Below are 14,908 nucleotides of genomic sequence, written 5' to 3' on the forward strand. Positions count from 1 at the left end.
ATTAACATTATTTTGATAGATTTATTATACAGCAAATTAGCATCTCAGTGAGGAGTTTAAGATGGCAAAGCTTTCCAAGAATGCCCAAAGGGGCGGGTTTAAGGAATTGTTGAGTAGGTGGGGCGGGAAGATTGTAATGAAGTCTAGATTTGAGAACGGTAAAATAAGGCACTATGCGGAATGCCAGACTTCAAAGAACACAGCAAGGAGACCTAAAGACCTGTTTTAGGTCACTTTTTGTTAAGTCTGTCACCAAACTTGGACCAGGCTTCGTCTTGCTCTGTTTTACTATAGTTTTTAGCCTCTGCTTCCTTGAAGGGAGGAGTTTCCTTGCCCTTTCTAACATAAGAATTTCTAGCCTGTTCTATTTTGTCCTCCCTTTGCTTTTGTCTCTTGTCACGCTGTTTCTGATCTCTTTCATTCGGATCGAAGAGCCCCACGCTACTCTTCATTCCTACCTTAATATCTAGTCTAGATAGAGCTTCCTTGTAACTTTGATGCCTTCCTGTTAAGAACAGAAGAACTTTTTTTAGCAAGCCCAGTTCCTTATAAGCAGATTTTAAAATACCAGGCAGGTCAATCTTATACACCCTGTAAAGTGGCAAAAATTCATTACTATTCTTAAAATATTTAGCTGCTTCCGTTTTTATTATATCCTTAAGATGAGTCTGAATATTTTGAGTTTTAGAAACTCGTCTATAATGAGAGACAATAAAATCAAGAAACGCAACTTTATTTCTAAAACAATAATCATTAATACCATAATTTAAAATGAATTCTCTTAAAGTTTTATCCAATCCTTCTTCAGTAAGAATAGAAGAAGAATCTCGGTCACCTTTAAGAATTTTAAACAACCCATCTCTCAATTCATCCTTAATATCAATTAAGATTCGATCAAATTCTTTTAAAAACATAGAATAAACACATGGTTTATATAAGTACACCCCAGACTTAATACTAAACACCCTAGGTAAAACATCTTTAATCTTGGACTCAAAAAAATATTCATTGGCAACTTTTAAAAAGTACTCAGGATCCGATAATTCTCCAGAATGCTCTTTAAGAATTTTCTGAAACTCCTCCATATTAATATACCCAGGCCTGAATTCCATTGTTTTTTCAATTGATTTTAAAGTTTCATCTATCCTAATACTTTCCACAGCCTTAAGCTCTTCTAAATTTTTCTCATTGGAAATATAGGTACTCAATATTTCTAAAAAAGTAAAGTAATTCTTAGGAATATTAACTCCCTTCTTGTTTAAAATTTCATCCTTATTTTCCAAAATCCCCAAAAGAAGATTATGAACAACCCCTACCCCACTTATACCATCTTCCAAAATTCGATCATACTCACTAAGTTTTAAATTTTTAGCTCTAACAAAAATATCTTTAACAATGCTATTGGACGCAATGTTAAATAATACTTTCTTAATAAATTCAATGAAATACAAAGCTTTTCCTGATGGAATTATTAAAGAATTTAAAACAAATATCTTGTTAAATGAAGAATTTTCCTGAAAGTATTTAAAATTGATGTCTACATCGGATATAGGAATAAATTTTTTCTCAAAAGCCAATAAACTTGAATCTATGTTCTTAACCGTAAGCAAAGCACTAAAAAGTTCTATCCCAACGTAATGTTTTAAAAATAAATCTTCAATAGCATAATAATAAAAATCATAACTCCCTTCATCTGTTACGATTATCCGAAAAGGCACAAACTCCCCTTCCGAAGTTACTCTATTAACAATAATTCCTCTCTTAACTTCGTAAAGCTTACGAAACAAAAAATCAAGCTCACCCTTAAGGCCACGAATCTTAACAGAATAATCCTCTATAAACTCGGCATAATCCAAATCATTTTGCTTATGCTCTACAATAACTCTTAAAATCATCTTCTGAGCATCTGAAGAAATTCCTATCTGAGATATCAATATGTCCAAATCTTTATCATTCAGGTAGAAAATTTCGGGTAATTTTTTCATTATATACTCTCAACCTCCCCATACGGAAAAATAATAACACAAAAAGGACCACATTAACATAGTACTGATGTGCTAAACAACTACAAATAAAAGCATATTATATATAGCGTACAACAACAAAAAAAGAATAGAAGGCCCCTTGCTAAAGACCCCCTTAAACTTAACTATTAACAATAGAATTAAAGCTACAGCGACCATTATACTAAAGTCAATAAAATAAATATCACTCATCAGTACTGGTCTTACAAAGCTACTACTAGCTAAAATCAACCCAATATTGAATATATTACTCCCAATAATATTTCCAATAGCAATCTCTGTTTCTTTCCTAGCCACAGAAAACAGAGAAACAACAATTTCTGGTATGCTAGTCCCGAAAGCTACAAGAATAATCCCAATAACCTTTTCACTAACATTAAAAATATTGTGAGCAATGTAAACTGAACTATCTACTAACAATTTTGATCCTAAATACAAAAAATAAATACTTAAAAATAATGAAAACGCATTTAATAATAAAAATCTAACGCCATAACCACAACTAATTTCTTCCGCCTCTTTTAAAACAAAATTATATTTCCTCTCTTCTTTGTAGAACAAAAATAGATAAAATAAAAAGAAAATGAAAATTATTGATGAACTAGTCTTATGATAAGGCATCTTAAAAAAAGCTAAAGCATTTGGATCAAATGAAAACAGCAAGAGAAGAAACATTAACAAAAACAAAACTATAAAAGAAAGTCTAAGCCTCTTAAACTCCGTCTCAATACTCAAAAAAATACCCGTTAAGGGAAGTGCAAGCAACATATTAATAATATTACTTCCAATAATATTAGAAACAATAATTTCATTTTTACCCTTAAAAGATGCTATTAAACTTGTGAAAAGCTCTGGTGCACTGGTTGAAAATGACACCACGGTAACACCAATTAAAAGACTAGGAACTTTAAAATAAGTGGCAATACTTACAGAACTCTTTAAAAGATAATCCCCACCGAGATACAACAAGAATATACCAAATGCTACATAAAAAAAATGAACGTATTCCAAAATAATCTCCCCTTAAATCACATTAATTAGGTAAAAATTCACTTAAATCACTCTTAACCATATAGTAAGTATTAGATGCATTCCAAAGACTAAATCCATTGCCTAAGGATTCCTTAATCCCTCTTAACTGATGAGAAAAATACCCCAAATATGTTTCCTTACTTACACCTCGTTCTTGTCCAAGCAAAAAAGCTTGTACATAAGGCCTAATTATAACCTTATTGAAAGAAAACACAGCAGCCCTATTGCTACCCTCCTTATAAATCTTATAAGCACGGGTCGTGTAATACAACTCATTATCAAGGAAATCATTAGTATAATGAGAAGGATAAAACATAGGAGAGACAACATCAACATAATCTGAAATCATTGAAATGTTTTGTCCAATGCTATTTGTAATAAACCACCCATTGTTGCCATAGATATCAATGGAAATAGGAATAGAAATATTTTTTCTAGCTATAATTAAAAAGGACTCAAGAGCATCAATTGCTCTCATGCTATACTTACTAACCCTCGAAGATATAAGAGAAATAGGCCCATCTGTTGGAAATCTAATATAGTCAAACTGAACCTCATCAACCCCCAAAGACTGGATCTCCTTCGCGATAGATACATTGTAATCCCATACATCTTTTAAAAACAGATCTACCCAGTGCTCCCTTTGAACGTACTTAAAAGAATTACCCTCACTAACCCTTATCATATTTGCCCAAGGTTGATTAGTTGTTTTATTCCAAAGAGCATACTCAAAATTGTTATAAGAATAAAGTTTTTTATCTTTAAAGACAACAACTCGAGCAATAACGTATATGCCAAATTCCTTCGCCTTCTTTAAAATGTAAGGTACATCAATTAAGTTTCTAACAGCCTTCATCTTATTTGGCAGAGCTAGCTCACTCGGGTAAGTCAAAATACCGCTATCATCTTTAAAATCAATTATAACGGCATTCATTCCTAATCTTTTTATAAATTCAAATCTACTATCAATAGCAGTCTTATTTCTAAGGGTATATGCTGTTAAATAAATAGATCCTTTATTAGAAGCAAGATTTATCCTCTCTGTTTTTTCAAAAAAATCTTCCCTATAAACAGAAAATTGGCCCTCAAAAACCCATTTACCATCAACACAAGAATAAAAATGATTATCATAAGTTCTAACCAACAATTTTTCTATCTTTGAACTAGACAAATCAATAATTCGAACTATCTGTTTCTTGAAGGGAAAATCTAACCTTTTAACAGTCCCTACGGCAGTATTAATTAAAATAATATCTCCATAAATTCCATAAGAACAATACAATTCCCCTTGGTTGTTCTTTGAAAACTCTATAGCACTGATAATGTCATAATAACCGGCACTTAAATAGGTTGTAGAAATTAAAGAATTTAAGCTTTTAAAATCCAGACTACCATTGATATTTAAATAGATTCCGCTATTAGAAGTTCCAATAGCAATATGTTTATTCTCCCCTTGAGATAGTGCACTAGATGTAATATAAGAATTTTCATTAAAGCTATCTCTCCCGAATAACTTTACAAAGCTTTTAAAATAGTTATGAGAAAAATAAACAGAATCGCTCGTTGTTAGAAGAGCACTAGATGAATAAAAATCTTCATAAACTGAAGTTATCCTTCTAGGAACGGGTTTTACGAAAGGATATACCCATCTGGTCTCCAGCCCTTCCGGCTCAACCTTAAATATTGTATTATTATGCCTCTTATACAAGGCACCCTTGTGAACAAAAAATAAATCATTATTATTAAAATACCCAGCTCCATCCAAAGAATACAGATGAAAGCATAGAAAAAAACAGAAGACAAGAAAATAAATCGGATAAAAAAATATCCTACACACATTAAACTTCATACAAACAATATCCAACCCTTTTTAAAATAAGTATTATCTGAAAACAGATACTATTTTAACAAATTATTGAAATTGTTATTAAATTCTCCCATAAAGTTTTGTAATGTCACTTATTCTCTTGCTTAAAGTATCAGTCAGGTCGTCCTCAATCATTCTAAAAGTCCAATTGTTAAAAATTGTACCCGGTGTATTCATCCTAAATTCAGCTCCTAAACCAAGATAATCTTGCATTGGAACTATTACGCTATCAGCAACACTAGCCATCGCGCCTCTTATCATATCCCAAATAACAGAATCTTCATCGGTGTTGAAATAATTAAAAATATACATCTTGTGTTTATCATTAAGGGAATTAATAAACCCACGGGTAGTATCATTATCATGCGTCCCTGTATAGACAATGCAATTTCTTACATAATTATGAGGAAGATATGGATTTTTAGCATCAAAATCAAATGCGAATTGCATTACTTTCATCCCTGGAAAATTAAAATAATCTCTCAATTTAAATGTATCTTCAAGATCCACTCCAAGATCTTCTACCCAAACTTTCAGATTATCAATTTTATCTAAAAGATGTTTTAAAAAATCTTTACCTGGACACTTAACCCAATGCCCCTTAACAGCTGTAGATTCTCTTGCATCCACCTCCCAAGTCGATACAAATCCCCTAAAATGATCAATTCTAACAATATCTACATATTTCTGCAAAAAACCAATACGATTAATCCACCATTCATAGTTATCTTTCCTTAAAGTTTTCCAGTTGTAGGCTGGACTACCCCAAAGCTGTCCTTCCTCAGAAAAATAATCAGGCGGCACACCCGTTACCTTATCTTTACTCGCATCAAACTTTAGCTTAAAATACCTTTGATGAGCCCAAACATCAGCAGAATCATAAGAAACAAAAATAGGCATATCCCCTATTATGTTAATTCCTGCAGCATTAGCGTAACTCTTTAAATCCTTAAATTGCGAAAAAAAGAAGTACTGCAAAACCTGCTGGACTTTAATATCAATACCAAGGATCTCTCTAAGCTTGTCTAGAGCCTTACTGTCTCTTTTAAGAATTTCTCTACTAAATAAAACATTAAAAGTTTCTGAAGATTCTGGTTTAGAATAATACTCTTTAAAAACAACAAAGCTTGAAAAATCCAAAAGCCAATAGGAAGCAGATTTTATAAATTTTTCAAACTTTTTCATCTCACCCTCAGTTGCTCTATGCAAAAAATTCAAAGCAGCTTTTCTTAAAATATCTCCCTTAACCCTTATGAGCCTATTATAATCAACGTACCTACTCTCCAAGCATTCAAGACTAGCTAAATCTGTATCAATAAATCTGGAAATACCCTCTAGATCAATGTAGTTAATATTGCCAGCGAAGGCGGAACAACTAGAATAAGGAGAACCCACAAAATCCGTAGGAGAATAAGGCAATATTTGCCAATAAGTTTGCGATGACGCAGCTAGAAAATCTATAAATCTGTACGCCCCCTTGCCCAAATCTCCAATACCATACTTAGAAGGCAAAGAACTAATACTTAGTAAAAATCCACTTTTTCTCATAAATTCACACCTCAAAAAAATATTTGGTTTAATTAAAAATTTAAAACAATAATCTATATATAACTATTATAGCTAAAATGAAATAACATTAAAGCTTTATTAAAAAGATTTAATGAAATATTTCAAGATATAAGACATCACCAAAATTGTGATATACTTTTTCAAGTGAATCTTAAAATTGTTACCTTATCGTTGTTAGTACCGCATCTATTATTTGCTTCTGAGACATTAGAATTTAAACACGCTAAAGGGACTAAATTCAGAATAGAAACCACAGACAATCAAATAATTTATCTGAATGGAACACTTAATGCAAAAACTAAGACAAACATTCAGGTCTCAAGCGAGGTAAAAGACATAAAAGGAAATTTTGCTGATATTAGATCTTATTTTAGGATACTAAAAAGAGATGATGAGCGTGATGTCTTTTTACTTAAAGAAGAATTTGAGGGTAATTTCAGTATAAATGGGCAAGGTGAATATAGAATAAATAACAATCAAAAGAGGCCCTCTGTCAGAGGCATTCCAAGATTCCCAAAAAGACCCATAAGGATAAATGAGACCTGGACATATCCAGCAGAGGAATATGTTCAAGCGTCTACTATCTCAGAAGAAATAAAAGACTTCATTGTAAAATTTGATGTACATTACGTATACAAGGGCAAGGAAAAAATAAAGGGGAAGAATTACGATGTAATTCATTCAAATTACGAGTCTAGATATGATGTAAAAAGCATTTCGTTCTCCCAAAAAGTTAGTCAAACAATTTACTTTGATTCAACAGCAGGAAACACATATAAGTACAATGATACATATGTATTTGAAATGAAAAACGAAAAAGATAGTATCAGGATGGTCGGCAATTCATCCGGAGAGACGATCTCTGTTGAATTACAAAATGACAGCCTAGTGGAAAATGAAGTCAAAGAGTATATTAAGAATAAACAAATAGCCTCTGTTGATGTAAAGAAAGGCGAAAAAGGAATTAACTTAAGCTTAGATATTGAATTTCATCCTGATTCTTTTCAAGTAATGAAAAAGGAATATACAAAGCTAAACCACATAGCCAAGCTACTAGAAAAATTTAAAGACAACAATATTCTAATAGAAGGACATACAGCAAAATTTGGAACAGAAAAGGAAATGCAAGAATTGTCTGAGAAAAGAGCTCATTCAATTGGAAACTACCTACTAAAAATGAAAGTAAAAAACAAAGATCAAATATTTTTCAAAGGATGGGGTGCTAAAAAACCTAAGTACGAGAGCTCATCTCCTTTAGCATCAAAAAATCGAAGAGTAGAGATTACAATTCTGAATAATTGAATGCAATTTTACCTTCTCATCTTTTTTTCCTTTTTAGTCTGACAGCCTATGCACAAGAATGCATAAGGGATAGCTTCAAGTCTCTCTTTTAAAATATCCTTATCGCATGCTAAACACCTTCCGTAAGTATTCTGAGAAATACGATAAAGTGCCTGATTTATTAAATGAAGATTCTTTTTCTCAACAGAACTTAAAGCTTCAAGGTTATTTCCATCCATGTTGTCAAACGCAATATCAACCACATCTTTCAGATGAAGATCATTGCTAATAATTTCCCTCTTGCTATCCTCAACAGATTTAATAGAATTCAATATTTCTTTTTTTGCTTCCAAAAGAAGATTTTTCATCTTTAAAACAAACTCATGCTCAAAATTACTTTTCTGCATGATCCTACCTCCCTACAATAAATTACAATCTTTAAAAAACTTCGTGTAATTATATAAACAATCCCATACAATGTAAACTATCACATTAATTTTTATTAAAAAATAATTGCAATGATATTCTTAATTGTGTACAATTTATCATGTTATATAAATAACAAGGAGGCATTTTGGATATTAAAGAAGAAGCCATTGAGACCGAGGGTATTGTTAAAGAATCTCTTCCTAATACAATGTTTAGAGTAGAACTTAAGAATGGGCATTTGGTTTTGGCTCATTTATCTGGGAAAATGAGAAAGCACTTCATTAAGATAGTTCCCGGTGATAAGGTTAAGGTCGCTCTTTCGCCTTACGATCTTACTAAGGGAAGGATAATATATAGAGAGAAATAGCTCACACTGCTATATTAAGTTGTCCTTAACAGACGAAATAAAGTTTTTATAAACCCACCCCTGAAGTCCATGGCTTGTTTGGATAAGCACAAAATCGTCCTTTCTATCGAGCACATAAACGCTTACGTTGCCCTTTATAAACTTCCAGCTCCTTGAGAAGTTGTCAGGAACTTTATAAAGAGAGACTAAATCTCCTTTAATGATTCCAATTTCAGCCTGTTGCTCCGCATAAAAATAATATGTTTGAAACAAAGCAAAGCAGGTAACAGAACAAAGCAAGAATAAAATTATCCTCTTTAAATTCTTTGCATAAAATCTATAAGAAAGCACTATCATTAAAATATTTATTAAAATCAAACTAAAGATGAAAAATGCATTAGAAAACACAAAACTATTATTCCTAATATTCTCACTAACACCACTCCTAGCTTCAATCAAATCAACAACTTTGTAAAAAGTCTCGTTACTCGGTGAAGTGAAAAATGCTTTATAAGCCGAATAAGTTGCATCAAAATCTTTTTCCATCTTGCTCAAAATAAGTGCTCTATTTAACCAAAGCCCAGAATAACTTGGATTTCTCTTTATGATATTATCCACTTTATTAAGCGAATCCTCATAATTTTTCAATTCATAACTTTCAATCAGATCATTCACACTTTCTTCTGAAAAAGAACCATCACTTATAGCATTAAGACTAACGCTAAAAGTTAATATTAAAATCACTAATCCTAAACCTGAAGCAATAAAAAATCTTTTATATTTAATCAAAATAAATAAAGAGAATAAAAATCCTGGTACCAAAAGCAAATAGCAAGCGGGCACAAAAAACAAAAAGGTTTTATTCTTATAATTTAAAATTTCATAATATGAAAGCAACCTAAAATCAGAAAATAAATCCCTAGCAGATTCATCGCTATTTTTAGATTCTCCATAATATTCATATTTTAGTCGTTTACCTTCAAGCCTATAAACCCTGCCCTCTTCGGGTTCTAGGTAGGTAAACTCACCAATGCTTAAAAATAAATTGCCTCTATTATCCGGCTTAATGGTATATATTCTAGATATATTACCCTTATATCCATCTTTAGAAGGTTCAAAGTTATAATTCTCTTTCTTGTAAATGACCCTTGCATTATAGGTTTCAATCTCTGGGAAACGAATATGTGGAAGATTTCCTTGGCCTGTTATTTTTATCAAAACAGTAAAAGTGTCCTGATCAATAGAACTTGAATTTGGAAACTCATATTCAATCTTAAAGCTACCAACAGCTAAAGACTTAACTTCTTCAGGAATAGGTTTAACTTTTAAAAAAAGTTCAGAAACCGCACGACTAATATTCCCATCCACATGGAAAGAAATACTAGGAATAATAACATCTTTTGCTCCCCTGAGAGGAGTCAAAATAAAATTATAAAGAGGTACATCCAAAATTTCTCTACTATTGAAAGTCCTATACCTAATGTTTCCAAATATAGGAGTTCTATCAATCATCGCATCTTTAACAGCGCTAAAAGCACCGGTAACAAAATTTAGGTTACTGCTTGTAAGCCAATTTGAACGTAAAACAAATCCAACACTCTGATATTCATAAATTTCCTTTTCTCCAAAATCCCAATATAGTTCAACCGGCAAACCAAAAGATTGCATCTCATCATCTCTTAAGACACTCACTTCAAACTCTGAACTCAAATAAACTTGATCAAGATAAACTAACTTTAACGGAGGAATTTTAACAAACCCCAACTTTTCAAGGTAATACTCAATCTTTACCACGATAACATAACCACTTCCTTCTGAAACCCTAGATATCGACGCGAGTCTAGTCTTCCCGTCCATATCCTTGCTTACTTCTACCTTTAATAAATTCTCATCAAATCCATGAAACAGATCTAACTTAATGACATGAACAACGTTATCACCTTTAAGAACCTTATCCGACAACAAATAATCGCTACCAGATAAGGCTAAGACTTTAAAATTTACAAAAAAGAAAACTAAAAATGTTAATGCTACCAATCTTCTTTTGGAGACACAACACCTTCCTCTGATCTTGTTATCCATAAAACCCTCTCAAGGTTTTCAATATACCTTAAAAAATTCTCATTATTCTCAATAAAATCTTTATCCCTATTAACACTTAAAGCTTCCAAGCTATCCGGAACGCTCCTCTTTTTAATTATTGCAAGTTCAAGATTGTACTTAGCATTGTAGCTTGCAGGGTTAATTCTTAAAGCTTCTTTGAAAGCTACCTCCGCCTTCCGATAAAGTCCTTGGTTATAATATATTATCCCCTCGTTATAATTTATGTTAAAATTCAAAAAAACATCATCCTCTCTTCTTGCATATGAAAACATTCGAAGAGAACTCTCGTACTCACCCAAAGAATAATACACAACTCCAAGGTTATAATAACCCCAAGAAGAATTCTCAAAATCATCTACAAGATTATAGTAAGTGGAGATCGCACTTTGATAATTACCCCTAATGTATTCATAATTTCCAACGGCCATAAGGGACATGGCCCTAACATTAGTACAAGAAAAAAAAGATATAAACAAAAAACCTAGCAACAATATGACTAAAAAGTTTCGTCCCACTTAATAACCCTAACGAATATATACAATAACGTAGACAAAAGAGCACCAACCAAGAAGATTTTATACCTTAGAATTCTAACAACCATAATATCACTCGAACTTTTCTTCATTATATCATTTCTTATCTCATTGATAACGTAATTTGTACCTTCTAAATATAAATCATAATAAGCACCCTTAAGAGAAGAGGCAAGAAGATGTAAATTATCCTCATTAAACAAAGCTTTAACCACACCTCCCTCTTTATCTTTAACAATCAAATCATTGTCAACTAAAGGAGATGGATTTCTACTCCCAATACCAACTACAAAGCTCCTAATACTCATATTATCAACTAATTTAGAAAATCTATAATAATTATTCTCACCCCATTCATCCCCATCCGTTAAAATTATCAAAAAATTATAATAAGAATCGTCTTTTATTCCCTGTATGGCACTAAGCACCCCTTCACCTAAAAAACTACCAGGCGAACTTATCAAATTAGGTTCAACATAATTTAATACTTTGTGTAGACTAGTCTTGTCTTTAGAAAAGGGTAATAATAGCACCGGCTTGCCCTTAAAAATAGTAAGCGAATACTCAGCACTCTCAAAATTGTTCAAAATTAAACTAATAACATCCTTAGCACCCTCAAGTCTGTTAATCGATCTGCCCTCATCCAGGCTCAGCATACTACGAGATATATCAAAAACAAAAGATATTCTTAAATTTGACCTCTCGTCTTCAGTAACTTTCTGTCCCCAAGAAATATTTAAAATAGAAAGAATCAAAAACCCCAAACTCAATATGAAAAAAAATATCATAAGTATTTTTTTTATGTAGTAGTTCCTTATGTATGCGTTATTAACATACATAAGGCTTAAATTCTTAAAAAATGGAAGACCTCTTTTAAAATTACAGATATAGATAATAAGAATCAAAAATAAAACTACAAACAAGTATAAAGCGTAATAATTTTCTATGCTCATATTACCTCTTTTAAAAAGACCTTAGAAAATACAAAATGAAGAACCAGTAGACAAAATGTTATAAATAAAAATCCATTGTAGATGTCCTTATTTTCAACAGAAATTTTAATCTTCCTCTCCACATTTTCTTTTTTCGAAAAATCCTGAATTGCAAATTTAAATGAAAAATCATCGTTTACAGAATAAAAAAGGCCTCCTGTTTTATTTGAAATCTCAGAAAGCATACTAGAATCGTAAACTTCTTTTAAAGTACCCTGATAAAACTTACCAGACCTCATTTTAAATTCAACATTAAGCTCCTCACTACTACCAATTCCTATAGAATAAATTTTAACATTCAATCCCTTAGCGAGATTTATTACTTGATCCTTGTACACTTCATCCGAATTAACAACTCCATCTGTTAGAACAATAACGGACTTACTAGAAGCTTCCGAATGTCTTAGATGAGAAAGAGCTATCGAAATTCCAAGACCCAAAGCAGAACCATTGCCGAGATCCATGATATAAATATCGTCTAACTTTTTAGAAAAGAAATCCCTATCAACCGTAAGTGGAACTATTAAAGAGGCCTCTTTTGCAAAAGCCACTAAACCAATATTATCATTCTCTCTTTGAAAAGAAAAATACTTAACCAATTCTTTTGCAAATTCAAGTCTATTTTTAGAGGAAAACTCGACAGCACCCATACTAGGTGATATGTCTAATACAATAATGATATCTGCTCCATCACTGAGATAAATCATCTTCTTTTTTGAAATAGAAGGCCCTGACAAGGTCAAAATCATACCTGTTATTGCTAGATAAAGAAAAGAATAAGTTGTAAAATACAACAAATTTAGTCCATAATCCCTAAATTTTAGAGAACCAACATTACCATAAAGAGATATTGGAAACTTAACTTTCCCCCCCCTGTTCCTGAGAAAATGACTACAGTAAATTATCAGCGGAAGAATTATAAGTAAAAATAAGTATAGAGGGGAGTTAAATGTTAGCATTATTACTCCTATTAAATTCTTCAAAACTCAGAGCTGCTCTTTTAAGATCCTCTAAAACAAGCGACAGATTTCCACCTAGTAAATTAGACCCACTAAACTTACTAAAATCAGACATCCTAAGCATACTAATCAAAGTTGAACGAATTTCATAAGGCACATTAAGATTTTGTAAAATTTCAGAAATTTCAGTTGTGGTAATTGCATTAAAATCAAAGCCTGTTTTTTTTGATAAATAAACTCTTAAAGTAGAATTTAATAAATTATAAAAAACAATTTGCTCCTCCTCATTCTTAACATAATTAGACAAGATAACAAGCTGTTTTTGAAAAATTCTATATGGCTTTCTCAAATTGTGTCTCATTATTAAAAATACTAACAAATACCCTATAAGCTTTAAAAATTTAATAAAAAGATAAGGAACAAACACAAGTGCTGAGATAAAAATAACAAGATAGGTGCTTGTTCCTGGAAGAAAAAGAACACCTTCTACATTTTGTATTCTAAGAGAATCATCTGCAGAGATCAACTTACTAGTGTTTATTTTTACATTCTTAAGAATAACCCTAGTCGATCTATCGTCCTTAATAACATCTCCAACATAAATGGGCGGCAAGTTATTACTTCCAACATAAAATGAAACAAATTGCATTATTATCTCTCCCCTTTCGGGCCTGTAGATACATGAATTAACTTCAACAAACTCATTCTTAATTTCCTTAAAATCAACTGGAAAAAATTTTTCATCTTCACTCAGAATTAAAGACAATTTAAGCTCAACAGTATCCCCCACATAGTAACGAATTGGAATAAATATCTCGTCCCTTAATTCATATGAGAATAAATTAAGAGATAAAAAAGATGAAAAAACAACCATTATGTTTTTCAAACCTTACTATCCTTTCTCAAAAGGGCTTTTATCTTCCTAAATACATCATCCTTTGTACTAATTTCTACAAAATTAATACTTCTCTTTACGCACTCTTGCTTCCACCTTATTTTATCTAGTGTCCAATAATTTTTATAACTACCCGCTATCGCCTTACTAAAGCCTGAGGCCAAAAAATCTTCACCCGTTTCAATATCTTCATAAGTTAAAAATCCATACTGAGGAAGGTTTTCATCAAAAAAATCTGAAAGCCTTATTGCAATAATGTTATGCCGCTTGCTAAGCACAGTTAAAGATCTAAAATAATCGCTCGCCTTAAAATCCGAAATAATAATAATTAAAGATCTTTTTTTATAATATTCAGCCGTATTTTTAAATATATAAGTCAAATTACTGCCCCTTTGAAGCTTCCTATTTATTGTTTCGTTTAAAATTAATCCCAAATGTGAATGACCTTTTCTGGAAGGAATGAATTTATCCGTCTTATTTGAGAAAAAGGTTATACCTATTTTATCATTGTTAAAAAAAGCCATATGAGCAAAAATAGAAACTAAAAAATCCTGAATTTCTTTTTTATTAATAGTGCTACCTAAACTCATTGAAAGCGAATTATCAACAAGAAGATGAAGATTCATTCCCTTATCTTCTTTAAAAACCCTTGAAAATATGCTATCTGTTTTAGCACTAACATTCCAATCAATAAACCTAGCATCATCAGTCTCCTCATAAGGTCTAAATTCATGAAATTCAAGACCAAGCCCTTTAAAGATTGAACGATATCCGCCAAAATTAAGTTCTAAAAGCATTTTTCTTGAAAAAAATCTTAAAGCCTTTATTTTAGTCTTCGTGCTAGTGTTTAATTCATTATTCTCATGCATATCACATCC

General features: G+C 31.6%; 14 protein-coding genes. 3 read left to right on the plus strand and 11 right to left on the minus strand.

The genetic code is table 11. The features are described 5' to 3' along the window. Nucleotides 1-61: 61 nt before the first annotated feature. Entirely contained in the window at nt 62-229 is a 168-nt protein-coding gene (locus tag LSO06_RS00795) for a hypothetical protein (protein ID WP_231760197.1), read from the plus strand. 1 nt (nt 230) lies between these two features. On the opposite strand, the gene LSO06_RS00800 is transcribed toward LSO06_RS00795, so the two are convergent. The 4 genes from LSO06_RS00800 to malQ all read right to left on the minus strand — a co-directional run bounded on the left by LSO06_RS00800 (nt 231) and on the right by malQ (nt 6,471). Then, a complete protein-coding gene (locus LSO06_RS00800; protein ID WP_231760198.1) occupies nt 231-1,985 on the minus strand; it encodes a hypothetical protein in 1,755 nt (584 codons plus the stop codon). A 72-nt stretch (nt 1,986-2,057) separates the two neighbouring features. After that, on the minus strand, nt 2,058-3,035 hold the full coding sequence (locus LSO06_RS00805; protein ID WP_231760199.1) for a calcium/sodium antiporter: 978 nt from the start codon (nt 3,033-3,035) through the stop codon (nt 2,058-2,060). Between the two features lie 22 nt (nt 3,036-3,057). Then, on the minus strand, nt 3,058-4,905 hold the full coding sequence (locus LSO06_RS00810) for a putative glycoside hydrolase (RefSeq protein ID WP_231760200.1): 1,848 nt from the start codon (nt 4,903-4,905) through the stop codon (nt 3,058-3,060). A gap of 78 nt (nt 4,906-4,983) precedes the next feature. After that, nucleotides 4,984-6,471: a 4-alpha-glucanotransferase gene (gene malQ, locus LSO06_RS00815; RefSeq protein WP_231760201.1), complete on the minus strand. Its 1,488-nt coding sequence runs from the start codon at nt 6,469-6,471 to the stop codon at nt 4,984-4,986. 165 nt (nt 6,472-6,636) lie between these two features. Between malQ and LSO06_RS00820 the strand changes: the two genes are divergently transcribed. Further along, nucleotides 6,637-7,794, plus strand: a complete 1,158-nt coding sequence (locus LSO06_RS00820; RefSeq protein WP_231760202.1) for an OmpA family protein — start codon at nt 6,637-6,639, stop codon at nt 7,792-7,794. Nucleotides 7,795-7,802: 8 nt separating this feature from the next. Here the strand turns inward: LSO06_RS00820 and LSO06_RS00825 are convergent, their stop codons facing one another. Continuing rightward, a complete protein-coding gene (locus tag LSO06_RS00825; protein WP_231760203.1) occupies nt 7,803-8,180 on the minus strand; it encodes a TraR/DksA family transcriptional regulator in 378 nt (125 codons plus the stop codon). 167 nt (nt 8,181-8,347) lie between these two features. On the opposite strand from LSO06_RS00825, the gene infA reads away from it, so the two are divergent. After that, nucleotides 8,348-8,569 (plus strand): translation initiation factor IF-1, encoded by a 222-nt coding sequence (infA, locus tag LSO06_RS00830; protein ID WP_229088699.1) that lies wholly within the window; start codon nt 8,348-8,350, stop codon nt 8,567-8,569. Between the two features lie 9 nt (nt 8,570-8,578). On the opposite strand, the gene LSO06_RS00835 is transcribed toward infA, so the two are convergent. From LSO06_RS00835 to LSO06_RS00860, 6 genes are read right to left on the minus strand one after another with little or no spacing between them, the layout of a single operon-like run. Continuing rightward, the gene (locus tag LSO06_RS00835; protein WP_231760204.1) at nt 8,579-10,630 is read right to left on the minus strand and encodes an SH3 domain-containing protein; all 2,052 of its coding nucleotides are present in this window, start codon (nt 10,628-10,630) and stop codon (nt 8,579-8,581) included. Next, the gene (locus LSO06_RS00840) at nt 10,579-11,166 is read right to left on the minus strand and encodes a tetratricopeptide repeat protein (protein WP_231760205.1); all 588 of its coding nucleotides are present in this window, start codon (nt 11,164-11,166) and stop codon (nt 10,579-10,581) included. The genes LSO06_RS00835 and LSO06_RS00840 overlap by 52 nt, the downstream gene beginning before the upstream one ends. Beyond that, on the minus strand, nt 11,148-12,137 hold the full coding sequence (locus LSO06_RS00845) for a vWA domain-containing protein (protein WP_231760206.1): 990 nt from the start codon (nt 12,135-12,137) through the stop codon (nt 11,148-11,150). Before LSO06_RS00845 ends, LSO06_RS00840 begins: the two co-directional genes overlap by 19 nt. Beyond that, nucleotides 12,134-13,135: a vWA domain-containing protein gene (locus LSO06_RS00850; protein WP_231760207.1), complete on the minus strand. Its 1,002-nt coding sequence runs from the start codon at nt 13,133-13,135 to the stop codon at nt 12,134-12,136. Before LSO06_RS00850 ends, LSO06_RS00845 begins: the two co-directional genes overlap by 4 nt. Next, on the minus strand, nt 13,122-14,021 hold the full coding sequence (locus LSO06_RS00855) for a hypothetical protein (protein WP_370639780.1): 900 nt from the start codon (nt 14,019-14,021) through the stop codon (nt 13,122-13,124). Before LSO06_RS00855 ends, LSO06_RS00850 begins: the two co-directional genes overlap by 14 nt. Beyond that, nucleotides 14,018-14,899, minus strand: a complete 882-nt coding sequence (locus LSO06_RS00860; RefSeq protein WP_231760208.1) for a DUF58 domain-containing protein — start codon at nt 14,897-14,899, stop codon at nt 14,018-14,020. The genes LSO06_RS00855 and LSO06_RS00860 overlap by 4 nt, the downstream gene beginning before the upstream one ends. Nucleotides 14,900-14,908 lie beyond the last annotated feature (9 nt).

Source organism: Borrelia sp. RT5S (genome assembly GCF_021165755.1).
In the GTDB taxonomy this organism is placed as follows: Bacteria; Spirochaetota; Spirochaetia; order Borreliales; family Borreliaceae; genus Borrelia.

Coding starts and splice junctions, on each gene's coding strand:
- LSO06_RS00825 (WP_231760203.1), bottom strand. CDS start 8,180: ATGCAGAAAAGTAATTTTGAGCATGAGTTTGTTTTAAAGATGAAAAAT.
- malQ (WP_231760201.1), bottom strand. CDS start 6,471: ATGAGAAAAAGTGGATTTTTACTAAGTATTAGTTCTTTGCCTTCTAAG.
- LSO06_RS00800 (WP_231760198.1), bottom strand. CDS start 1,985: ATGAAAAAATTACCCGAAATTTTCTACCTGAATGATAAAGATTTGGAC.
- LSO06_RS00845 (WP_231760206.1), bottom strand. CDS start 12,137: ATGAGCATAGAAAATTATTACGCTTTATACTTGTTTGTAGTTTTATTT.
- LSO06_RS00835 (WP_231760204.1), bottom strand. CDS start 10,630: ATGGATAACAAGATCAGAGGAAGGTGTTGTGTCTCCAAAAGAAGATTG.
- LSO06_RS00850 (WP_231760207.1), bottom strand. CDS start 13,135: ATGCTAACATTTAACTCCCCTCTATACTTATTTTTACTTATAATTCTT.
- LSO06_RS00810 (WP_231760200.1), bottom strand. CDS start 4,905: ATGAAGTTTAATGTGTGTAGGATATTTTTTTATCCGATTTATTTTCTT.
- LSO06_RS00795 (WP_231760197.1), top strand. CDS start 62: ATGGCAAAGCTTTCCAAGAATGCCCAAAGGGGCGGGTTTAAGGAATTG.
- LSO06_RS00860 (WP_231760208.1), bottom strand. CDS start 14,899: ATGCATGAGAATAATGAATTAAACACTAGCACGAAGACTAAAATAAAG.